General features: G+C 67.7%; 22 protein-coding genes. 1 reads left to right on the forward strand and 21 read right to left on the reverse strand.

Annotated elements, in window-relative coordinates:
• The 12 genes from nuoK to ACZY1G_RS12740 form a co-directional block, all read right to left on the reverse strand.
• On the reverse strand, positions 1 to 300 hold the full coding sequence (nuoK, locus tag ACZY1G_RS12685) for an NADH-quinone oxidoreductase subunit NuoK (protein ID WP_463814661.1): 300 nt from the start codon (positions 298 to 300) through the stop codon (positions 1 to 3).
• Positions 297 to 1,034: an NADH-quinone oxidoreductase subunit J gene (locus tag ACZY1G_RS12690; RefSeq protein ID WP_463822559.1), complete on the reverse strand. Its 738-nt coding sequence runs from the start codon at positions 1,032 to 1,034 to the stop codon at positions 297 to 299. The genes nuoK and ACZY1G_RS12690 overlap by 4 nt, the downstream gene beginning before the upstream one ends.
• The gene (gene nuoI / locus ACZY1G_RS12695; RefSeq protein WP_463822560.1) at positions 1,027 to 1,584 is read right to left on the reverse strand and encodes an NADH-quinone oxidoreductase subunit NuoI; all 558 of its coding nucleotides are present in this window, start codon (positions 1,582 to 1,584) and stop codon (positions 1,027 to 1,029) included. Before nuoI ends, ACZY1G_RS12690 begins: the two co-directional genes overlap by 8 nt.
• The gene (gene nuoH / locus ACZY1G_RS12700) at positions 1,577 to 2,815 is read right to left on the reverse strand and encodes an NADH-quinone oxidoreductase subunit NuoH (RefSeq protein WP_463822561.1); all 1,239 of its coding nucleotides are present in this window, start codon (positions 2,813 to 2,815) and stop codon (positions 1,577 to 1,579) included. Before nuoH ends, nuoI begins: the two co-directional genes overlap by 8 nt.
• Complete coding sequence (locus ACZY1G_RS12705; RefSeq protein ID WP_463822562.1) at positions 2,812 to 5,229, reverse strand: NADH-quinone oxidoreductase subunit G; 2,418 nt, start codon at positions 5,227 to 5,229, stop codon at positions 2,812 to 2,814. The genes nuoH and ACZY1G_RS12705 overlap by 4 nt, the downstream gene beginning before the upstream one ends.
• Before the next feature lie 94 nt (positions 5,230 to 5,323).
• Positions 5,324 to 6,643 (reverse strand): NADH-quinone oxidoreductase subunit NuoF, encoded by a 1,320-nt coding sequence (gene nuoF, locus ACZY1G_RS12710; RefSeq protein ID WP_463814666.1) that lies wholly within the window; start codon positions 6,641 to 6,643, stop codon positions 5,324 to 5,326.
• Positions 6,640 to 7,515 carry an NADH-quinone oxidoreductase subunit NuoE gene (gene nuoE / locus ACZY1G_RS12715; RefSeq protein ID WP_463814667.1) on the reverse strand — a complete coding sequence of 292 codons (876 nt, stop codon included), beginning with the start codon at positions 7,513 to 7,515 and terminating at the stop codon, positions 6,640 to 6,642. Before nuoE ends, nuoF begins: the two co-directional genes overlap by 4 nt.
• Before the next feature lie 28 nt (positions 7,516 to 7,543).
• Positions 7,544 to 8,872: an NADH dehydrogenase (quinone) subunit D gene (gene nuoD / locus ACZY1G_RS12720; protein WP_463822563.1), complete on the reverse strand. Its 1,329-nt coding sequence runs from the start codon at positions 8,870 to 8,872 to the stop codon at positions 7,544 to 7,546.
• Entirely contained in the window at positions 8,872 to 9,558 is a 687-nt protein-coding gene (locus ACZY1G_RS12725) for an NADH-quinone oxidoreductase subunit C (protein ID WP_463822564.1), read from the reverse strand. The genes nuoD and ACZY1G_RS12725 overlap by 1 nt, the downstream gene beginning before the upstream one ends.
• The gene (locus tag ACZY1G_RS12730) at positions 9,555 to 10,109 is read right to left on the reverse strand and encodes a NuoB/complex I 20 kDa subunit family protein (protein ID WP_463814670.1); all 555 of its coding nucleotides are present in this window, start codon (positions 10,107 to 10,109) and stop codon (positions 9,555 to 9,557) included. Before ACZY1G_RS12730 ends, ACZY1G_RS12725 begins: the two co-directional genes overlap by 4 nt.
• Positions 10,100 to 10,474 carry an NADH-quinone oxidoreductase subunit A gene (locus ACZY1G_RS12735; RefSeq protein ID WP_221356024.1) on the reverse strand — a complete coding sequence of 125 codons (375 nt, stop codon included), beginning with the start codon at positions 10,472 to 10,474 and terminating at the stop codon, positions 10,100 to 10,102. The genes ACZY1G_RS12730 and ACZY1G_RS12735 overlap by 10 nt, the downstream gene beginning before the upstream one ends.
• A 166-nt stretch (positions 10,475 to 10,640) precedes the next feature.
• Positions 10,641 to 11,054 carry an Rv3143 family two-component system response regulator gene (locus ACZY1G_RS12740; protein ID WP_463814671.1) on the reverse strand — a complete coding sequence of 138 codons (414 nt, stop codon included), beginning with the start codon at positions 11,052 to 11,054 and terminating at the stop codon, positions 10,641 to 10,643.
• 91 nt (positions 11,055 to 11,145) lie between these two features.
• On the opposite strand from ACZY1G_RS12740, the gene ACZY1G_RS12745 reads away from it, so the two are divergent.
• Positions 11,146 to 11,787, forward strand: a complete 642-nt coding sequence (locus tag ACZY1G_RS12745; protein WP_463822565.1) for a class I SAM-dependent methyltransferase — start codon at positions 11,146 to 11,148, stop codon at positions 11,785 to 11,787.
• 10 nt (positions 11,788 to 11,797) lie between these two features.
• Here ACZY1G_RS12745 and ACZY1G_RS12750 read toward each other — a convergent pair whose 3' ends face one another.
• The 9 genes from ACZY1G_RS12750 to ACZY1G_RS12790 all read right to left on the reverse strand — a co-directional run bounded on the left by ACZY1G_RS12750 (position 11,798) and on the right by ACZY1G_RS12790 (position 19,924).
• The gene (locus tag ACZY1G_RS12750) at positions 11,798 to 12,127 is read right to left on the reverse strand and encodes a DUF6285 domain-containing protein (RefSeq protein ID WP_463822566.1); all 330 of its coding nucleotides are present in this window, start codon (positions 12,125 to 12,127) and stop codon (positions 11,798 to 11,800) included.
• Entirely contained in the window at positions 12,124 to 13,086 is a 963-nt protein-coding gene (locus tag ACZY1G_RS12755) for a phosphotransferase family protein (protein ID WP_463822567.1), read from the reverse strand. Before ACZY1G_RS12755 ends, ACZY1G_RS12750 begins: the two co-directional genes overlap by 4 nt.
• Complete coding sequence (locus ACZY1G_RS12760; RefSeq protein ID WP_463822568.1) at positions 13,083 to 14,321, reverse strand: acyl-CoA dehydrogenase family protein; 1,239 nt, start codon at positions 14,319 to 14,321, stop codon at positions 13,083 to 13,085. The genes ACZY1G_RS12755 and ACZY1G_RS12760 overlap by 4 nt, the downstream gene beginning before the upstream one ends.
• Positions 14,322 to 14,344: 23 nt before the next feature.
• Positions 14,345 to 14,968: a TetR/AcrR family transcriptional regulator gene (locus ACZY1G_RS12765; protein ID WP_463822569.1), complete on the reverse strand. Its 624-nt coding sequence runs from the start codon at positions 14,966 to 14,968 to the stop codon at positions 14,345 to 14,347.
• Between the two features lie 4 nt (positions 14,969 to 14,972).
• Positions 14,973 to 15,875 (reverse strand): hydroxymethylglutaryl-CoA lyase, encoded by a 903-nt coding sequence (locus ACZY1G_RS12770; RefSeq protein WP_463822570.1) that lies wholly within the window; start codon positions 15,873 to 15,875, stop codon positions 14,973 to 14,975.
• Positions 15,872 to 17,077: a CaiB/BaiF CoA transferase family protein gene (locus tag ACZY1G_RS12775; RefSeq protein WP_463822622.1), complete on the reverse strand. Its 1,206-nt coding sequence runs from the start codon at positions 17,075 to 17,077 to the stop codon at positions 15,872 to 15,874. Before ACZY1G_RS12775 ends, ACZY1G_RS12770 begins: the two co-directional genes overlap by 4 nt.
• Positions 17,078 to 17,145: 68 nt before the next feature.
• Positions 17,146 to 18,348, reverse strand: a complete 1,203-nt coding sequence (locus tag ACZY1G_RS12780; protein WP_463822571.1) for an alpha/beta fold hydrolase — start codon at positions 18,346 to 18,348, stop codon at positions 17,146 to 17,148.
• Positions 18,348 to 19,451, reverse strand: a complete 1,104-nt coding sequence (locus tag ACZY1G_RS12785; protein WP_463822572.1) for a homogentisate 1,2-dioxygenase — start codon at positions 19,449 to 19,451, stop codon at positions 18,348 to 18,350. Before ACZY1G_RS12785 ends, ACZY1G_RS12780 begins: the two co-directional genes overlap by 1 nt.
• A gap of 83 nt (positions 19,452 to 19,534) precedes the next feature.
• Entirely contained in the window at positions 19,535 to 19,924 is a 390-nt protein-coding gene (locus tag ACZY1G_RS12790; protein ID WP_463822573.1) for a nitroreductase/quinone reductase family protein, read from the reverse strand.
• Positions 19,925 to 19,930: the final 6 nt, after the last annotated feature.

Here is a 19,930-nt window from a genome sequence, read left to right on the forward strand (position 1 = left end):
CTAATTCCTCAGCAGGCTCGCGTCGTCCACATTCGCCGACCGTCGCGTCCGGAAGATCGTCATGATGATCGCCAACCCGATCACGACCTCACAGGCAGCGACCACCATCGTGAAGAACGCCACCACCTGTCCGTCGAGAGTGCCGTGGATGCGGGAGAACGTGACGAATGCCAGGTTGCCGGCGTTGAGCATCAGCTCCACGCACATGAACATCACGATGGCGTTGCGGCGCAACAGAACTCCGGCCGCGCCGATGGTGAACAGCAGGGCCGACAGATAGAGATAGTGGTCCGGGCTCATCGCAGCTCCCGACGGCCGTCGGTCGGTTCGGTCGACCCGTTGTCGGTGGGGACGGGACGCAGCTGCAGGATCGCGCTGACCGACAGCTCCGACCCGCGCCCGTCGGGCAGGCGCGCGGGAACGTCGACCGCGTTGTGCCGGGCGTAGACGCCGGGATTGGGCAGCGTTGTGGGATGTCCGCCCGGTGCGAACCGCTCGATCGCAAGCTCTCGCTGCGTCTTCCGCCGCTCGAACCGCTCCCGATGCGCCAACACCATTGCCCCGAGCGCAGCCGTGATGAGGAGTGCGCCTGTCAGTTCGAACGCCCACAGATACGTGGTGAACAGCAGGACAGCGAGGCCTTCGACGTTCCCGTTCGCATTCGCTTGCGCCAGGCCGGTGAAACCGTTCGTCGACACCGTGCCGATCCCGGCGATCAGCAGCACGCCGAAGCCGACGCCGACCGCGATCGCCGCGATGCGCTGCCCGCGCAGCGTCTCCACCAGCGACTCCGAGGAGTCCACGCCGATCAGCATCAGCACGAACAGGAACAGCATCATCACCGCGCCCGTGTACACGACCACCTGCACGACGCCGAGGAACGGGGCGTCCTGCGCGATGTAGAGCACCGCCAGCGCGATCATCGTGACGGCGAGGGAGATCGCAGAGTAGACGGCCTTCGGTGCCGACACGACCCCGAGTGCACCGATCACCGCGACCGCGCCGAAAATCCAGAACAGCACCGCCTCACCCATGCCGGCCCCTCACCGCGTCTCCAGTGACGTTGCCTTGGATGATGTTGCCTTCGATATGGCCCAGGTAGTAGTCCTCGTCGGTGCTGCCCGGAGCCATCGGATGCGGCGGTGCCTCCATGCCGGCGCTCAGCGGCGCGAGCAGCTTGTCCTTGCCGTAGATCAGATCCGACCGGTTGTCGTCGGCCAGCTCGTAGTCGTTGGTCATCGTCAGCGCGCGGGTCGGGCACGCCTCGATGCACAGCCCGCAGCCGATGCACCGCAGATAGTTGATCTGATAGACGCGGCCGTACCGCTCGCCGGGGGAGAACCTCTCCTCCTCGGTGTTGTCCGCACCCTCGACGAAGATCGCGTCGGCCGGACAGGCCCACGCGCACAGCTCACAGCCGATGCACTTCTCGAGACCGTCGGCGTAGCGGTTCAGCTGATGGCGGCCGTGGTAGCGCTTCGCAACTGGTCCCGGCTTCTCCGGATACTGCTCGGTGACAGGCTTTTTGAACATCGACCCGAAGGTGACGCCGAATCCTGCGATCGCGTCGAGGAACTTAGGCATCGGCTCGCTCCTTCTGGGAGATCGAAGGCATCGGAGGCACCGGGAAGGCGCCGGACACCGGCGGGGGGACAGGGGTGGGGAAGGATGCCTCCCGGCGCGCACGCCGGGATTGCCACGCGAACCTCGCCAGCGCAGCGAGTACGACCGCGGCGAGCCCGATCAATGCCGTCACCCACGTCGGCAGACCCTCGTCGCCGAGGGACCGGGTGACGGCGACGACCATGATCCACGCCAGCGACACCGGAATCAGGATCTTCCAACCCAGGGCCATGAACTGGTCGTACCGCAGCCGGGGCAGCGTCGCGCGCAGCCACATGAACACGAACAGGAACACCCAGACCTTGGCGGTGAACCACAGCAGCGGCCACCACCCGGAATTGGCGCCGTCGGCGAGGCTCAGCGGCCACGGCGCATGCCAGCCGCCGAGGAACAGGGTGGTGGCCAACGCCGACACCGTGGTCATGTTCACGTACTCGGCAAGCATGAACATCGCGAATTTCAGCGACGAGTACTCGGTGTGGAAGCCGCCGACGAGTTCGCCCTCGGCCTCCGGCAGATCGAAAGGCGCGCGGTTGGTTTCGCCCACCATCGAGGTCAGATAGACCAGGAACGACGGCAGCAGCAGGAACACGAACCAGGTGTTCTCCTGCGCGGCGACGATGCCCGACGTCGACATGGTGCCCGAGTAGATGAACACCGCGGCGAACGACAGCGCCATCGCGATCTCGTACGAGACCACCTGCGCCGACGAGCGCAGTCCGCCCAGCAGGGGGTACACCGAGCCGGATGCCCAACCCGCCAACACGATGCCGTACACGCCGATCGAGGTGACGGCGAGGATGTAGAGCACCGCCACCGGCAGGTCCGTCAACTGCAGCGCAGAGCGGTGCCCGAACACCGACACCTCGCCGCCCATCGGGATCACCGCGAACGCCATGAACGCGGGGATCACCGAGATGACCGGCGCGGCCAGATAGATCCACTTGTCCACCCCGGTCGGGATGAGACCTTCCTTCAGCGCGAGTTTCACCCCGTCGGCCAGCGACTGCAGCAGCCCGCCCGGCCCCACCCGGTTGGGGCCCAACCGCATCTGCATGCGGCCCAGGATCTTTCGCTCCAACAGGATGGCGGTGAGCACCGTCAGCAGCAGGAACACGAAGATGCCGAGCGACTTCGCCAGGATCAGCCACCACGGATCGTGGCCGAACAGTGTGGGATCGGGGTACGTCACGACAGCTCCCGTCCGATCGGCATCCGCGAGATCGACGCCCGCGAGATAGACACAAGAGCCCCCGACGTCACGCCCAACGTCGCGTGCACGGCGCAGCCGGGCGAGTTCGTCGGCAACCACACCGCCCGGTCGGCCATCTCGGTCACCACCAATGGGAGCGTGATCGCACCGCGTTGGGTCGATACGGTCACGAGATCGTCTGTCTGCGCGCCGATCTCGGCGGCCGTCGCCGCGGACATCCGTGCCACGGACGCGTGCGCGGTGCCCGCGAGATGGGGTTCGCCGTCCTGTAACCGCCCCTGGTCGAGCAGCAGCCGCCACGTCGCGAGGACCGCCTGCCCGGCGGCCGGTTCCGACGGCTGCTCCGCACTCGGTCCTTCGGCACCGGCGCGGGCGCCCGACCACAGCCCGACGCGGGCCCGATCCGCTGCGACGGCTGCCGCCGACGGGGTGCCCAGGTCGATACCGAGCTCGTCGGCGAGGAAACCGAGCACCCGGAAATCGGACAGCGCGTTGGTCTGCAGCGCGGGTCCGAAGGGGCGAATCCGGCCCTCCCAGTTGACGAACGAACCGGCCTTCTCCACAACCGGCGCGACGGGGAACACCACGTCGGCTCGGTCGGTGACGGCGCTGTGACGCATCTCCAGGCTGACGACGAACGGTGCCGCGTCGAGCGCGGCGCGCGCGGCCGCGGGATCAGGAAGGTCGTCGAGGTCGACACCACCGATCAGCAGCGCATCGAGGTCACCGGCTGCGGCGGCCGCCAGTATCCCGGTGGTGTCGCGTCCCGGCTGTGCGGGCAGCGCGTCGACGTTCCACGCCGTCGCCATCAGAGTCCGTGCGGCGTCGTCGCGCACCGGGTGGCCACCGGGCAGAAGGGTGGGTAGCGCTCCGGCGTCCACGGCGCCGCGGTCACCGGCCCGGCGCGGCACCCACGCCAGCCGTGCCCCGGTGCTCGCCGCCAGCCGTGCGGCCGCCGAGAGCGCGCCGGGTGCGGCCGCGAGCCGTTCACCGACCAGGATCAGCGCGCCGGGCAGCGACACCAGCTCGTTGCCGGCCAGCCCGCCGAGCGCGGCGGCTTCACCGCCCGGCACGGCGGGCACCAGCTCGCCGGACAGTTTGTGCAGACCGCGCGAGGCGAACGGTGCCACCGACAGCACCCGCAGGCCACGCTTGCGGACCGCCTTGCGCAGCCGCAGGAACACGATCGGCGACTCGTCTTCGGGCTCGAAGCCGGCGAGCAGGACGACCGGCGCCTTCTCCAGGTCGGAGTAGGTGACGTCCATCGGAAGGCCGGCGACATGGGCGCCCAGGAAGACCGTCTCCTCGTCGCTGTGCGGGCGGACGCGGAAGTCGATGTCGTTGCTGCCCAGCACGATCCGGGTGAACTTCGCGTAGGTGTAGGCGTCCTCAGCCGTGCAGCGGCCACCGACGAGTACCCCGGCGCGGCCCTGCGCCGCGGCGAGCCTGCCTGCCGTCACGCTGAGGGCCTCGGACCACGACGCAGGGCGCAGGACACCGTCCTCGCGCATCAACGGCGTGGTGATGCGATCAGCGACCGTGGCGTAGGTGAACGCCCAGCGGCCCTTGTCGCAGTTCCACTCCTCGTTGACCTCGGGATCGTCGCCGGCGAGGCGTCGCAACACTTTTCCGCGCCGATGGTCGGTGCGCTGCGCACACCCCGAGGCGCAGTGTTCGCAGACACTCGGGCTGGACACCAGGTCGAACGGCCGGGCCCGGAACCGGTAGGCGGTGCCCGTCAGCGCGCCGACCGGGCAGATCTGCACCGTGTTACCTGAGAAGTACGACTGGAACGGTTCGCCGGTGGCGATGCCGACCTGTTGGCTCGCCCCACGCTCGAGCAGGTCGATGAAGCGGTCGCCGGCGATCTGATCGGAGAACCGGGTGCAGCGGGCACACAGGACGCAGCGCTCGCGGTCGAGCAGCACTTCCGACGAGATCGCGATCGGCTTCGGGAACGTGCGCTTGACGTCGGAGAAGCGAGTTTCGCTGCGGCCGTGCGACATCGCCTGGTTCTGGAGTGGGCACTCGCCGCCCTTGTCGCAGATCGGACAGTCCAGCGGGTGGTTGATCAGCAGCAGTTCCATCACCCCGTGCTGCGCCTTGTCGGCCGCCTCCGAGGTGAACTGGGTGCGCACCACCATGTCGGGGGAGACCGTCGTGGTGCACGAGGCCAACGGCTTTCGCTGACCCTCGACCTCGACCAGGCACTGCCGGCATGCGCCGACGGGGTCGAGCAGGGGATGGTCGCAGAAGCGGGGGATCTGCACGCCCATCAGCTCGGCCGCACGGATCACCAACGTGCCCTTCGGCACGCTGATTTCGGCGTCGTCGATGGTGAGTGTGACCATCTCGACCGCGGGGGCATCGTGACTGTGCTCAGCCAGCGTCATATGAGCCCACCTTCCCCCGGCGAGCAGACGCGAACTCGCGTGATGTGCGGCGTGTCGGCGCGAGTTCGCGTCTGCTCGCGGAGAGTAATCAGGGTCACGCGCCTACTCCTTCCGGTGCGGCCAGCATCGACGCGTACGGATCGAACGGGCACCCCGCGCCGCCCAGATGGGCCTCGTACTCGCCGCGGAAGTACTTGAGCGAGGACAGAATCGGGCTCGCCGCACCGTCACCGAGCGCGCAGAACGACTTGCCGAAGATGTTGTCGGAGATGTCGAGCAGTTTGTCGAGGTCCTCCTCGGTGCCGCGGCCCGTCTCCAGTCGCTCGTAGATCTGCGCCAGCCAGTAGGTGCCCTCCCGGCACGGCGTGCACTTGCCGCACGATTCGTGGGCGTAGAACTGCGTCCAGCGCCGGACCGCCCGCACCACACAGGTGGTGTCGTCGAAGACTTGCAACGCCTTGGTGCCGAGCATCGACCCGACACCGGCCATCCCTTCGTAATCGAGGGGCACGTCGAGGTGCTCGTCGGTCAGCAGCGGTGTCGAGGACCCGCCCGGGGTCCAGAACTTCAGCTCGTGCCCGGCCCGCACCCCACCGGCGTAGGACAGCAGCTCCCGCAGCGTGATGCCCAGCGGCGCCTCGTACTGGCCCGGCGTCGTGACGTGGCCCGACAGCGAATACAGCGTGAAACCGGGCGACTTCTCCGAACCCATCGACCGGAACCAGTCCACACCGTTGCGCAGGATCGGCGGCACACTCGCGATGGACTCGACGTTGTTGACCACCGTCGGGCATGCGTACAGGCCGGCAACCGCGGGGAACGGTGGCCGCAGCCGCGGTTGCCCCCGCCGCCCCTCCAGCGAATCCAGCAGCGCGGTCTCCTCGCCGCAGATGTAGGCGCCCGCCCCGGCGTGCACCACGAGCTCCAGATCGAATCCCGACCCCGCGATGTCCGTGCCCAGATAGCCGGCCGCATACGCCTCCGCGACGGCGGCCTGCAGCCGGCGCAGCACCGGAACGACCTCGCCCCGTAGGTAGATGAACGCGTGGTGGGCGCGGATCGCATACGCCGCGATGATCGCGCCCTCGACCAGGAAGTGCGGCGTCGTCAGCATCAGCGGCATGTCTTTGCAGGTGCCGGGTTCGGACTCGTCGGCGTTGATCACCAGATAGTGCGGCTTGGCCGCCGCGCCCTCGTCGCCTTGGGGGATGAACGACCACTTCGTCCCCGTCGGGAAGCCCGCGCCTCCGCGCCCGCGCAGACCCGAGTCCTTGATCGTCGTGATGACCGCGTCCGGACCCATCGCCAGGGCTTTCCCGAGCGCTTCGTAACCGCCGTGGCGGCGATAGGTGTCCATGCTCCACGCCTGGGGTTCGTCCCAGAAGCTGCTGAGTACCGGTGTCAGTGGGGTCATGGGGTGTCCGTCGCAGTCGGATCGGTGTCGGCCGTCTGCCCGCGCGCAGGCACCTCGGCCGACGGTGCGGGTGCCGGCTGGTCTTTGACGGCCTCGCTCGCCTCGGCCTGCTCGTGGCCCGGAGTTTCGGAGACGCTGTCGCTGGCGGGCCCGTCGGCATCCGGCGCGCTCATGCCGCGCTCCCGGGCGATCCGCAGACCGGCCAACGTCGCGGCACCCGCCGGTGCCGTGTCATCGACGCTAGGCGAATCACCCACGCCGGCAAGCACTCTCGCAGTCTCACGGAACGTGCAGAGCGGCCCGCTCCGTGACGGCGAAGGTGGTTGCCCCGCCTGCAACGCGTCCACCAGATCACGCGCCGACGACGGGGTCTGATTGTCGAAGAACTCCCAATTCACCATCACCACAGGGGCGTAGTCGCACGCCGCGTTGCACTCGACGTGCTCCAGCGTGATCCGACCGTCCGAGGTGCTCTCTCCGGCGTGGATCCCGAGATGTTCCTGCAGTGAGTCGAGAATCGCGTCCCCACCCATCACCGCGCACAGCGTGTTGGTGCAGACCCCCACCAGGTAGTCGCCGGTGGGGGTACGGCGGTACATCGAGTAGAACGTCGCGACGGCCGTCACCTCGGCCGGGGTCAAGCCCAAGAGCCCTGCACAGAAGACGATTCCGGCGGGAGTGAGGTACCCGTCCTCGGCCTGCACCAGGTGCAGCAGCGGCAGCAGAGCCGACCGTGCATCGGGGTAGCGGCTCACGATCTCGCGGACGTCCTGCGTCAGCCGCGCCGTGACGTCGGACGGATAGCTCGCCGGGCCGTGGATCGGTGGGCCCGGTTCGTCGGGACGTTGGCCGAGTTCGAGGAAAACACTCATGATCGTCTGTTCTTCGCACGAGCGCTCATTACCTGTCCACCCCGCCCATCACCGGATCGATCGACGCCACCGCCGCGATCGCGTCGGCCACCATGCCGCCCTCACACATCGCCGCGACGGCCTGCAGATTCGTGAACGACGGGTCGCGGTAATGCACCCGATACGGCCGGGTTCCCCCGTCGGAGACCATGTGCACGCCGAGCTCACCGCGCGGGGATTCGACGGCGGTGTAGACCTGCCCGGCCGGCACTCGGAACCCTTCGGTGACGATCTTGAAGTGGTGGATCAGGCCCTCCATCGACCGCCCCATGATCTTCGCGATGTGCTCACCGGAGTTGCCCAGACCGTCCGGACCCACCTTCAGGTCGGCCGGCCACGCCAGCTTCTTGTCGTCGATCATCACCGGCGCACCGGCCAGTCCCTCGAGACGGGCCACGCACTGCTCGACGATCTTGAGCGACTCACGCATCTCCTTGACCCGAATCAGGTAGCGGCCGTAGGAATCACAACGGTCATCGGTGATGACGTCGAAGTCGTATGTCTCGTACCCGCAGTAGGGCTGCGACTTGCGCAGATCGTGCGGAAGTCCTGTCGAGCGCAGCACCGGTCCCGTGATGCCCAGCGCCATGCACCCGGTGAGATCGAGATAGCCGACGCCGAGGGTGCGCGCCTTCCAGATGTAGTTCTCGTTGAGCAGTTTTTCCATGTCGCTCAGCCGTTCGGGCAGCAGCGTCAACAGCTCGCGCAGCTGTGACATCGCCTCGTCGGGCAGATCGACGGCGACGCCGCCCGGCCGGATGTACGCATGGTTCATCCGCAGGCCCGTGATCGTCTCGAACACCGACAGGATGAGTTCGCGCTCCCGGAAGCCGAGGAACATCGCCGTCATCGCGCCCAGCTCCATGCCGCCGGTGGCCAATGCGACCAGATGGCTGGAGATCCGGTTGAGTTCCATCATCATCACCCGGATCACCGACGCTCGTTCGGGGATCGCGTCGGTGATGTCGAGGAGCTTCTCCACGCCGAGGCAGTACACGGTCTCGTTGAAGAACGGGGACAGGTAGTCCATCCGGGTCACGAAGGTGACACCCTGTGTCCACGTGCGGAACTCGAGGTTCTTCTCGATGCCGGTGTGCAGATAGCCGATCCCGCACCGGGCCTCGACGATGGTCTCGCCCTCGATTTCGAGGATCAGGCGCAGCACCCCGTGCGTCGATGGGTGCTGCGGCCCCATGTTGACCACGATCCGTTCACCAGCGTGTTCGGCGGCGTTCTCGCGGGCTGCCGTGACGACCTGCTCCCAGTCCTGGCCGCCGACGACGACCACCCTTTCCGGGCGGTGCTGCGATGTGGTCATCAGCTGTAGGACCTCCGCTGATCAGGCGGCGGAATCTGGGCGCCGTGGTACTCCACCGGCACACCGCCCAGCGGATAGTCCTTGCGCTGCGGGTGGCCCACCCAGTCGTCGGGCATCTCGATCCTGGTCAGCGACGGGTGCCCATCGAAGACGATGCCGAAGAAGTCGTAGGTCTCCCGTTCGTGCCAGTCGGTGGTCGGGTAGACCGAAAACAGTGACGGTATGTGCGGATCATTGTCGGGCGCAGCGACTTCCACGCGGACACGGCGATTGTGGGTGATCGACATCAGCGGATACACCGCATGCAGTTCCCGCCCGGTCTCGGCGGGGTAGTGCACGCCGTTGACCCCGAGGCAGAGCTCGAAGCGCAGGGCCGCATCATCACGCAGTGCCTGTGCGACGTCGACGAGTCGCTCGCGGTGCACCTCGAGGGTGAGCTCACCGCGGTACACGATGACCCTCTCGATCGCCTCGGTCATCGCGTCCTCACCCAGCGCGGCGCTGAGCGCGTCGACGACGTCGTCGAAGTAATCGCCGTACGGTCGAGGTGTGCTGCCCGGCAGTGCGACCGGTCGAATCAGCCGGCCGTATCCGGAGGTGTCGCCGCTGCCCGTCGCGCCGAACATGCCGCGCCGTACACCGATCACCTCGGGGGCCGGTCCGACCGGTCCGTCCGCGCTCGTCACCTCAACAAGCCCTTCAGTTCGATGGTCGGCCGCACCGCGAGCGCCGCCTCCTCGGCCTCCTTGATGGCCTCTTCACGATTGACGCCGAGAGGCATCTGCTGAATCTTGTCGTGCAGCTTGAGGATCGCGTGCAACAGCATCTCGGGCCGGGGCGGGCACCCGGGTAGGTAGATGTCGACGGGCACGACGTGGTCGACGCCCTGCACCACGGCGTAGTTGTTGAACATTCCGCCGGACGACGCGCACACACCCATGGCCAGCACCCATTTCGGCTCGGCCATCTGGTCGTAGATCTGGCGCAGCACCGGGGCCATCTTCTGGCTGACCCGGCCCGCGACGATCATCAGATCGGCCTGCCGCGGTGTCGCCGAGAAACGCTCCATGCCGAAGCGTGAGATGTCGAAACGGGGACCCGCCGTCGCCATCATCTCGATGGCGCAGCAGGCCAACCCGAACGTCGCCGGCCACAGCGAACCCTTGCGTACATAACCCGCGACCGCCTCCACCGTGGAGAGCAGGATGCCGCCGGGCAGCCGTTCCTCTAGTCCCATTGCAGGCCTCCTCTGCGCCACACGTAGGCGTAGGCGACGAAGACGATCACCATGAACAGCAGCATCTCGACCAGGGCGAACACACCGAGACTGTCGAAGGCGACGGCCCACGGGTACAGGAACACGATCTCGATGTCGAAGACGATGAACAGCATCGCCGTCAGGTAGTAGCGGATCGGGAAGCGCTGACCGGTGGCCGCCGCCGCCGGATCGGAGGCATCCATCGGCTCGATGCCGCATTCGTAGGCTTCGAGCTTGGCGCGGTTGTAGCGGCGCGGACCGATGAGGACCGCGATGCCCACCGAACCGACGGCGAACACGGCAGCTATCGCACCAAGCACCAGGATCGGCGTGTAGAGGCTCATGCTGCGTAGGAGCTCCTCGCGGGCTGTCGATGTGAGCTTTCCCACACCCTAACCCCGATAGCGACCCACGCCACACATTTTGATGAGTATCTCTAAAGGAGTGTCAGGACGCCCGCGTAACGTCCCGAAAAAGCAAGCGTGACAGCGCGTTAACGTGCGTGTCGCGTCAGTGACGCTGCCGTAAGAGCGACGCGACGGCGTCACCGAGCCGGATCGGGTCGATGGGGTGGGGGACCGCGGCCTCGGCACGGGACCAGTTGGCGAGCCAGGCGTCGTCCGGACGTCCGGTCAGCACGAGCACCGGCGGGCAGTCCGAGACCTCGTCCTTGAGTTGCTTTGCGATCCCCATCCCGCCGACCGGGCTGGCCTCGCCGTCGAGGATCGCCAGGTCGAATCCGCCGGCGTCCATCTGCCTGATCACCATCGGGCCGGTGGCCACCTCGAGGTAGCTGAGTTCCGGGAGTTCGGGATGAACCCGCTTGCCCAGCGCCAGACGCACCTGCTCCCGGGTCCGCGGGTTGTCGCTGTAGACGAGCACTCGCAGGGTGACCGGGTCGGGCGGTGACGAGGGCAGCACCATGGCGCGATCGTAGCCGCGGCGCGCGGGTCTGCGAGACGGTTCGGCGCCGGTGTCTTGACCTCAACCGCGGTTGCGCTTCCACACTGGCCTGATGGATCAGACGCCAGCTCTGCGCTCGTTCGAAGCCTTCTACCGACACACGACCCCGCCGTGGGTCATCAGCGAACCTCAACCGGCGGTCGTCGCGCTCGCCGACGCCGGATACATCCGCGGCAGGGTGCTCGACGTCGGCTGCGGAACCGGCGAGCACACGATCTACCTGACGCGGTTGGGTCACGACGTGCTCGGCGTCGACGGCGCCCCGACGGCGGTGGACATCGCCCGGCGTCACGCCGCCGAGCGCGGCGTCGCGGCACGGTTCGCCGTCGCCGACGCGTTCGACCTCACCGCGATCGATGGGGAGCAGCCCCCCTACGACACGGTGCTCGACAGTGCGCTGTTCCACGTGTTCGACGCCTCCGACCGGGTGCGCTACGTGAGCAGTCTCGGTCGCGTCACCCGGCCGGGGGCGCTCGCGCACGTGCTCGCCCTGTCCGACGCCGGGCGCGGCTTCGGTCCGTCGGTCACCGCGCACGACCTCCTCGACTCATTCGGCCCGGGCTGGACGGTGGAGGACCTGGCCGAGACGACCTACCGCGGCGTGGTCACCGAGGTCCACGCCGAGGCGCTGGGCCTGCCCATCGGAAGCCGCGTCGACGAGCCCGCCCACCTCCTGCGGGTGCGCCGCGACTGACCGAAGCCGCTCAGCTGTCGGCGTAGCCCGGGTGATCGATCGACAACCGGTGCGCCACCAGGAGTCGCAGGCACGACATGACGTCGTCGACTCGGCCGTCGAGATCGCCGGCGCGGATCGCGCCGACCAGCTCGGCCTCGTCGGCGACTCCCAGCGCAGTCAACGCGTCGTTCACCGACGGTGTTGTTTCGGAAAGCAATTCGCGCTCCACGGTGCGTAGTACGTTGGCCGCCACCCGCGCGTGGAAGCCGACCTGGCCGTCGCACTCGGCACGGATGTCGGTCTCCAGGAACATCGCGACGGCGGCGACCAGTTCAGCGGCGGTGGGGCGCGCGGTCATGCCGGGCCTCCACCCGAGAGCAGATCCAGCAGATCCCATTCCGTTTCGCTGACCCGTCGGCCGATCGCGGCGAGCTCGACCGACGGCGTCTCCCCGGAGAGATGCCGTTCGGCCTGGTGTCGGCAGATCACGCCCCATCGCAGCGTCGCCACGGTCAGCCACCAGCGCAGCGCGGACCGGTCGATGTGGATGCCGGCGGCCTCCTCGTAGGCCCGCACGAACGTCTCGACGCTGCCGAGACCGCCGGCACCGAGTGCGGCCGGCGCACCGAAACGCCATGCGCGAATGCAGAACCAGGCCAGGTCTTCGTACACCTCACCGATGTGCGTCAACTCCCAGTCGAGCACCGCCGCCAGGCCGGCGTCGTCGACGATCAGATTGCCCATCCGGAAATCGCCGTGTACCAACCGCATCGGCGAAGGAGCCGGTCGCTGATCGGCGAGCCGGCGGAAGGTCCATTCGAACGTGGCTGTGGTGTCGCCGATCTCGTCGAGGCGGGCCCGCCAGCCGGCCAGCTCGTCGGGTGCGCTCAAGCCCGCGCCGTCGATATCGGCGCGATGGATCGCCGCCAGTGCTTCGGCGCACTGACGCAGCAGACGAGCCCGCCCCGCCTCGTCGAGTCCGCGAAAGATGCGGCGCACGATGGTCTCTCCGGGCACCGCGTCGCAGATCAGGTACGGGCTGCCCACGTCGGCCGCCGAATCGCTGGCCCTCAGGATGTGCGGCACCGGGGCGCCGGCGGCCGCGGCGCGCTGCTGCACCGTCGCCTCGAGCTCCATGCCTGCATGGATGTCGTCGGGGGGACCGGTGCGCAGGATCAGGGCGCGTCGGGTCTGACCGACGGCGTCGAAGGCCCAGGTCGTACGGCTCGCACCCCCGGTCAGCCGCGTGAGGTTGTCGATTGTGACGTCGCCGAGCAGTGGGGTCAGCACCTCGCACAGCTGGTCGGCCAGGCTCATTTCCGACCGAATCCGAAGAGCCGCTGCGCGACGCGGCGGATCTGGATCTCCTCGGCGCCCTCGGTGATGCGATACCGGCGATGGTGGCGGTAGATGTGCTCGAACGGTTCGTGCCTGCTGTACCCGACACCGCCGTGCACCTGCATCGCACGGTCGGCGGCCTCGCAGACCAGGCGGTTGGCGCGATAGTTGGCCATCGACACCTTGTCGGAGACCTCCATGTGGTGGTTGGCGTCGAGCTGGCTGGCGGCGTAATACACCAGCAGTCGCACCATCTGTGCTTCGGTCTGCAATTCCACCAGCGGCCACTGCACCGCCTGGTTGACCGCCAGGGGCTTGCCGAACACCGATCGAGCATTGGCGTAGCCGACCGCGCGGTCGATGCAGAACTGTGCGGCCCCCAGGCTGCTGGCGGCCTGCCGAATCCTGTTCTCGTGCAGGAACGTCTGCCCGACATCGAGGCCTCGACCGATTTCACCGAGCACCGCGTCGGCGGGAACCCGGACGTTGTCGAGCACGACCTCGCCGTGGTCGGTGGGCATGTTGAACGTCCACCAGTAGTAGGGCACCGTGAAGCCGGGAGAGTCTGTGGGGACCAAGAACGCGGTGATGCCGCGGGCCTGGCCGGGTTCACCTGAGGTGCGCGCGAAGATCAGGTCGTGGGTGGCTCGATGCACACCGGTGTTCCAGCGCTTGGCGCCGTTGATGACCCAGTCGTCGCCGTCGCGTACTGCCGTCGTCTCCAGCCAGGTCGCGTCGGAGCCGTGGTTCGGTTCGGTCAACCCGAACGCCATCGAGCGCTCGCCGGTGATCAACGCCTCGGTCCATGCGGCCTTCTGCTCGTCGGTGCCGAAGCGGTCCATCATGATGACCTGGGGGAAGTTCCCGACGATCGACGACTCGTCCTGCAGGTCGTTGTGCAGCCCGAGACCTTTGTGCGCCAGGTGTTCCCGGATGACGGCCATGTCGATGTTGCTGCCGTCGCGCCCACCGAACTGGGCGGGCAACCCGTAACGCAGCCATCCCGCCGCATCGGCGCGCCGCCGCATCTCGTCGAGCAGATCCTCCCATTCGCGGCGTGGCACGCCGCCGTTGTCCCAGTCGGTGCGAGCGTGTTCGCGACGGTGGTCGAAGTACTGGATGTGCTCGCGCTCCAGGGGCTTGATCTCGGTCTCGATGAACGCGTCCATCTCGGCGAGCAGCCCCGGAAGGTGTTCGGGGAGGTTGAAATCCACGATGATCTCCTTGGTGGTCGACGTTACTGTCCGTACAGCGTTTTCTTCCAGATCCGCGACAGAGTGGTGATGGCCTCGTCGTCGCTCATCGTGATCCCGACGTTTGCCCCGGTGTCGCCGACGAACACGGTGGTGAAGTTCTCGAACAGCAGCGCGATGGCCGCTGCGGTGTGCTCGGGGTTCAGCTCGGTGGCGTAGCCCTGGTCCTGGGCGCGGCGCACCGATGCGGCGACGATGTCGATACCGAAGCGGCGGAACTCGTCCTGCAGGGCGGCGAACCGTGGCTGGGTGGCGGCGAGCTGCGCGACGGCGATCATGATGCCGATGTTCTGGGTGAACATCGTCCAGTAACCGGTGACGACGGTGGTGAAGAACGCGTCGTCATCGGGGGACTGGGGCAGCGGCACACTCAGGCCTGAGGGTGCCACCACGTCATGCAGGAACGATTCGGCGAGATCGGCCAGCAGATCTTCCTTGTCGGCGAAGTACCGGTAGAACGCCGCGGTGGACCTGCCGGCCGCCGAGGTGATGTCACCCAGTGTGGTGCCGTGAAAACCGCGTTCGGCGAACAGTTTTCGCGCGGCCTGTTCGATCGACAGGCGAGTCTGGCGTCCTTTCGCGCTCAACTCCGACGGGCTGGGCGGCACGCGGTCAGCCCAGGATCCGGTCGCCGGCACTCAGCAGCGCGCTGGGAAGTTCGTGGCCGACGGCGTCTTGGGCGACCCGGGCGGCGTCGATCGCCCGCTCGAGGTCGACGTCGTTCCCGATGCCGCAGTCGCGCAACAGATACACCAGGTCCTCGGTGGCGATGTTGCCGCTGGCACCGGGGGCAAATGGGCAACCGCCCAACCCGCCGACCGAGGCGTCCAGCCGCGTCACCCCGGCCTGGATCGCGGCATAGGCACTGGCCAGCCCGGCGCCGCGGGTGTTGTGAAAATGCGCGCCCAGCGGCAGGTCGCCGATGAGCGGGCTCACCAGTGCGACGAGTTCGGTGACCCGGCGCGGCGTCGCGGTCCCGATCGTGTCGGCGATCGCGAGCCGGTCTGCGCCGGCGTTCGTCGCCGCAGTGACGACATCGAGCACCCGAGCTGTCGGCGTCGGTCCGTCGAACGGGCAATCCCAGGCGGTGGCGATGATGACTTCCACTCGGGCGCCGGCGTCGTGGGCGATCGCCACGATGTCGGGGATCGCCGCGGCGGCCTCGGCTGATGTCCGACCGACGTTGGCGCGGCTGTGTCCGTCGGCAGCCGACACCACGTACTCGATGGACCGCAGCCCCGCCGCGACCGCGCGCTTTGCGCCGGTGGGACTGGCCACCAGAGCCGAGAATTCGATGCCGGGGAACTCGCCGAGGTGCTCGGCGAGCTCGGCGGCGTCGGCCAGCGCGGGCACTTTCGACGGCGAGACGAACGCGGTGGCCTCCATCTCGCGCACTCCGGTTGCGGCGACGGCCGCGAGTAGTTCCCGCTTGGCCGACAACGGGATCGGCGCCTCGATCTGGAGCCCGTCGCGCAACGAGACGTCCCGGATCGTCACGTGAGAAGGAAGATTCACAGCACCCCCTCGGCACGCAGGTCGGCCAGTTCGGCGTCGGTGTGGCCGAGCAGGTCGCGGTAGATCTCCTCGTTGTGCTGGCCGGGTCGTGCCGATCCGGCGCGGCGGATCGTCCCCGGCGTCTCCGACAGCACCGGCACGACGCCGGGTCCTTTGACGGCGCGGCCGATCCGCTCGTCGAAGTGGTCGGTGATCATGCCGCGCGCCTGCAACTGGGGATCGGCGACGACCTCGGCCACCGTGTTGATCGGACCGCTGATCACCCCGGCCGCCGACAGCGTGGAGATGATGTCCGCGGGTTCACGGGCGGCCGCCCAGGCGCCGATGATGGCGTCGAGTTCGTCCTGGTTGCGCCCGCGGGCAACGTGGGTGGCGAAACGCTCGTCGGTGGCCAGGTCGGGCTGCCCCATCGCCTGGCACAGCCGCCGGAACACGGTGTCCTGATTGGCCGCGATCACCACCCAGCTGCCGTCGGCGGTCGGATAGATGTTGGACGGCGCGATTCCCTCCAGTCGCGTCCCCGACGGTCCGCGAACCACGCCGCCCACGTCGTAGTCGGGAATCGTCGACTCCTGCACCGCCAGGCACGATTCGGTCAGCGCGGCGTCGACGACCTGGCCCTCGCCGGTCACGGAGCGGCGGTAGAGCGCGGCGAGTGCGCCCTGCGCGGCGAACATCCCGGCGAGGCTGTCACCGAGCGAGAGGGCCAGCCGCGGGGGAGGACCGCCGGGAAAGCCGTTCATGTACCGCAATCCGCTGGCCGCCTCGGCGACTGAGGCGTAGCCCGCCTTGTGTGCCTCAGGACCCGTCTGCCCGTAACCCGACACCCGGACCAGGATGATTCCCCGATTACGTTCGCGCAGAACGTCATAGCCGAGATCCCACTTCTCCAGCGTGCCGGGGCGGAAGTTCTCCACCACGATGTCACTGCGCTCGATCAAATCCAGGAACAGCTCGCGGCCCGCCGGCACCCTGAGATTCAGCGTCACTGCCTTCTTGTTGCGGGCGTGCACGGTCCAGAAAAAGTGGTGTCCGTCGAGTTCGGCCTGCCCCCACGTGCGCAGCGGATCCGGGGCGCCCGGCGGTTCGATCTTGATCACGTCGGCGCCCATGTCGCCCAGCAGCCGCCCGGCGAACGGCCCGGAGATCAGCGTGCCGACCTCGATGACCCGGATGCCGTCGAGCGGTCCTGCGCAGTCGATTCCCCGGTCGCTTCGCTCCTGCCCGCCGGAGCTCTTTCCCGGGTCGCTTCGCTCCTGCCCGCCGGGCGTCATGCGGAAAACCCGTGCCGCTGCAGCCAGTCGGTGCAGATGTCCACGGCCGCGCGCAGCTTGTCCCGCTGGTCAGGGCCCGCGTAATAGTGGTTGGCACCGGGGATTTCGTGCATCTCTTTGTCCGGGTGTCCGATCGCCTCGAAGATCCTGCGGGTGTGGCTGGGCGTGCACGCATCGTCCGCGAGGTTGCCGATCACCAGCGCGGGCACGGCGATGTCCGGGCCGGCCTTCACCGCGTCGCCGTGGGCGTCGTCGTAGCTCCACTGGGAGAGCCAGCTGCGCAGCGTGCAGAATCGCGCGAGTCCGACGGGGCTCATGTTCACCACAGCAGGATCGCCCAGATAGCAGATGCCCGGGGTGCGTTCGTTCGGATCCACCGTCGGATCGAGCCATCGCGGATCGGCCATCGTGCCGTGGACGACGAAGCCGAACTCGTCGTCCGGCCTGCCCGCCGCCTTGAGTTCGGCGAGTTTGTCCTTGACCCACGCGGTGATCCGGCGGTTCCGGTCGATCTGGGCCTGGTGGTAGCGCTCGAGGAACTCCGGGGTGTATGGAGGCTGATTCGGGTTGTCCGGGTTGTAGAGGTCGAGCTCGGGATCGCGCTGGCTGGGGTCGGACTCGTCGAGAATGGACGCGTCCATCCATTCGGTCATCGTGCCGTGCCGGCTGATGTGCGCAGCGAGCAGCATGATGCCGTCGGCGGGGATCAGGCCCAGCGTCGTGAGGTCGGGTCCGTCGCCCGACGGGCTCGCTGTCACCGTCGGGTGTTGTGCCTGCTGTTGGTAGAACACCGACAGCGAACCCCCGCCGCTCCACCCGGCGAGCACCACCTTGCGGTAGCCCAGCCGATTCTTGGCGTCTTTGATGCACTCGCCGAGGTCCTCGACAACCTTTTCCATCAGCAGGGCCGAGTCGGTGCCGCGGAACCGGCTGTTGCAGTAGATGACATGGTGGCCGGCGCGCGCCAACGCGTTGATCATCGGCAGGTAGGCGCCACCGCCGATCGGGTGCATGAACACCAGCACGGTGTCTGATGTCGCCGCCGGAGCGGCTCCGGCCGCCGACGGCGCTACCGGCTTGAGCAGATAACTCTCCAGCACCACCAGCTCAGCCACTCCGCCGTACACATCGCGAACAGCCGAATTGTTCTGATAGGCAACCAGATACGGAATCCGCTGGTAATCGTGGCGCGTGCTCATCAGTGCTGCCCCAGGTCGTGGGCGAGCACCTCGGCGGACGGGGTCAGGCGTCGGCGGGTGTCGATCGAGATGACCTGCCAGTCCACCGACTGAAAGTCGTCGAACTTGCGGCGCGCCCGCTCTCGCGCTTTCTCCGGCGCACCGTGGTGCACGCCCTGCGGTGCATGGGAGATCAACCCGGGCGGCATGGGGATGCCGTAGAGGGACCCGCCGTGGAAGAACGCGATCTCGTCGAAGTCGACGTTGCGGTGATACCACGGTGTGCGCTCGGTGCCGGGTACGCCCTCGGCGGGCTTGGGCAGGAAATTCATCACGTAGACGCCGGTCGCCTGCATGAACAGGTGCACCGTCGGGGGCAGGTGCACGCTGTCGGAGGTCACCACGTGGTAGTCGTCGATGTTGAAGGTGAACGGGAAGTTGTCGCCCCGCCAGCCTTCGACGTCGAGCGGGTGGTGGCCGTAGTGCAGCGTCGTCGTGGTCTGCCCGTCGATGGGGGAGTGCACGAGTCGGACCTCGTAGGTCTCCCGTCCGTCGTCGTCGCAGGGTGCGGGGTCGGGGATCACGACTTGCGAGGGGTCGAACGGGAAGTGGCGGCCCAGTGGGCCGGGAGGCGGTACCCGCAGTTCGTCGGTGGCCTGGATCATCAACCACGTGCCCGCTTCGTCGGGCAGCTGCCGCCAGGTGCACGACTTGGGCAGGTAGACCCAGTCGCCCGCGCGGTAGCGCAGCGGACCGAACTCGGTCTCCAGAGTGCCGGAGCCTTCGTGCACGAAGCTCAGCAGGTCGCCGTCGACGTAGCGGACCCAGAACGGCATCTCGTCGCTACGCCGGGACAAGAAGAACTGCGCATCCTCGTTGGAGAACAGCAGCAGTGGCGTACCGAGGGCGTCGCCGGCATCGGAGGGTTTCAGGTCGCCGGCGAGGACGTCGAGGGGGCGCAAGGGGCCGGTCGACCGGTAGGCCGTCGGATCATTGCGCCGGTAGAGGTGGGCGAAGCGACCGGTGAACCCACCGCGGCCGAGTTCGTCGTCTTTGAGTCCGTCCAGGTCGGCGTGAATCCTCTTCGGAACGGTGCCTTTGCTCAGGTGAACGAACGATTCCATGCGAGCTCCTCCTATCAAAGTGAAACTGACGTTACTTTTAGTTCTGACCGCGAGTCAACACCCGCACACCCCACCCGGTCGACCTAGTCGTCCAGCTCAACCCGGATCGTGAGCAGGTCGGTGCCGAAGGTGCGCACCCCGACGTTGTTGAACCGCGGCACCTCCCGCATGCGCGCGTGCGGGTCGTCGTCGGGCATGAGGTGAGCGGTGCCCCGGTGCCAGTGGCCGTTCAGCCGAACGCGGACGCGTGGATCGGCCGCGATGTTGCGGACGTATTGCGACTTCTCGCCGAACTCGGAGACAAACCAGAACTGATCGCCGATGCGACGGCCGCCGATCGGTGTGTGCCTGGGCTCGCCCGACCGGCGTCCCGTCGTCTCCAGCAGCGTCTGGAACGGCAGGTGCCGCATCACAGGGTTGGCGATGTTCTTCTGGAAGAACACGGTCAGCATGTCGCGCACTGTGGGACCCATAGCTTG

It is taken from the genome of Mycobacterium sp. IDUB_5, assembly GCF_055419565.1.

Bases quoted from the DNA above. Each gene is read 5' to 3' on its own strand.
- nuoK (WP_463814661.1), bottom strand. From the start codon at position 300: ATGAGCCCGGACCACTATCTCTATCTGTCGGCCCTGCTGTTCACCATC.
- ACZY1G_RS12690 (WP_463822559.1), bottom strand. From the start codon at position 1,034: ATGGGTGAGGCGGTGCTGTTCTGGATTTTCGGCGCGGTCGCGGTGATC.
- nuoI (WP_463822560.1), bottom strand. From the start codon at position 1,584: ATGCCTAAGTTCCTCGACGCGATCGCAGGATTCGGCGTCACCTTCGGG.
- ACZY1G_RS12705 (WP_463822562.1), bottom strand. From the start codon at position 5,229: ATGACGCTGGCTGAGCACAGTCACGATGCCCCCGCGGTCGAGATGGTC.
- nuoF (WP_463814666.1), bottom strand. From the start codon at position 6,643: ATGACCCCACTGACACCGGTACTCAGCAGCTTCTGGGACGAACCCCAG.
- nuoE (WP_463814667.1), bottom strand. From the start codon at position 7,515: ATGAGTGTTTTCCTCGAACTCGGCCAACGTCCCGACGAACCGGGCCCA.
- nuoD (WP_463822563.1), bottom strand. From the start codon at position 8,872: ATGACCACATCGCAGCACCGCCCGGAAAGGGTGGTCGTCGTCGGCGGC.
- ACZY1G_RS12730 (WP_463814670.1), bottom strand. From the start codon at position 10,109: ATGGGACTAGAGGAACGGCTGCCCGGCGGCATCCTGCTCTCCACGGTG.
- ACZY1G_RS12735 (WP_221356024.1), bottom strand. From the start codon at position 10,474: ATGAGCCTCTACACGCCGATCCTGGTGCTTGGTGCGATAGCTGCCGTG.
- ACZY1G_RS12740 (WP_463814671.1), bottom strand. From the start codon at position 11,054: ATGGTGCTGCCCTCGTCACCGCCCGACCCGGTCACCCTGCGAGTGCTC.
- ACZY1G_RS12745 (WP_463822565.1), top strand. From the start codon at position 11,146: ATGGATCAGACGCCAGCTCTGCGCTCGTTCGAAGCCTTCTACCGACAC.
- ACZY1G_RS12750 (WP_463822566.1), bottom strand. From the start codon at position 12,127: ATGACCGCGCGCCCCACCGCCGCTGAACTGGTCGCCGCCGTCGCGATG.
- ACZY1G_RS12755 (WP_463822567.1), bottom strand. From the start codon at position 13,086: ATGAGCCTGGCCGACCAGCTGTGCGAGGTGCTGACCCCACTGCTCGGC.
- ACZY1G_RS12780 (WP_463822571.1), bottom strand. From the start codon at position 18,348: ATGAGCACGCGCCACGATTACCAGCGGATTCCGTATCTGGTTGCCTAT.
- ACZY1G_RS12785 (WP_463822572.1), bottom strand. From the start codon at position 19,451: ATGGAATCGTTCGTTCACCTGAGCAAAGGCACCGTTCCGAAGAGGATT.
- ACZY1G_RS12790 (WP_463822573.1), bottom strand. From the start codon at position 19,924: ATGGGTCCCACAGTGCGCGACATGCTGACCGTGTTCTTCCAGAAGAAC.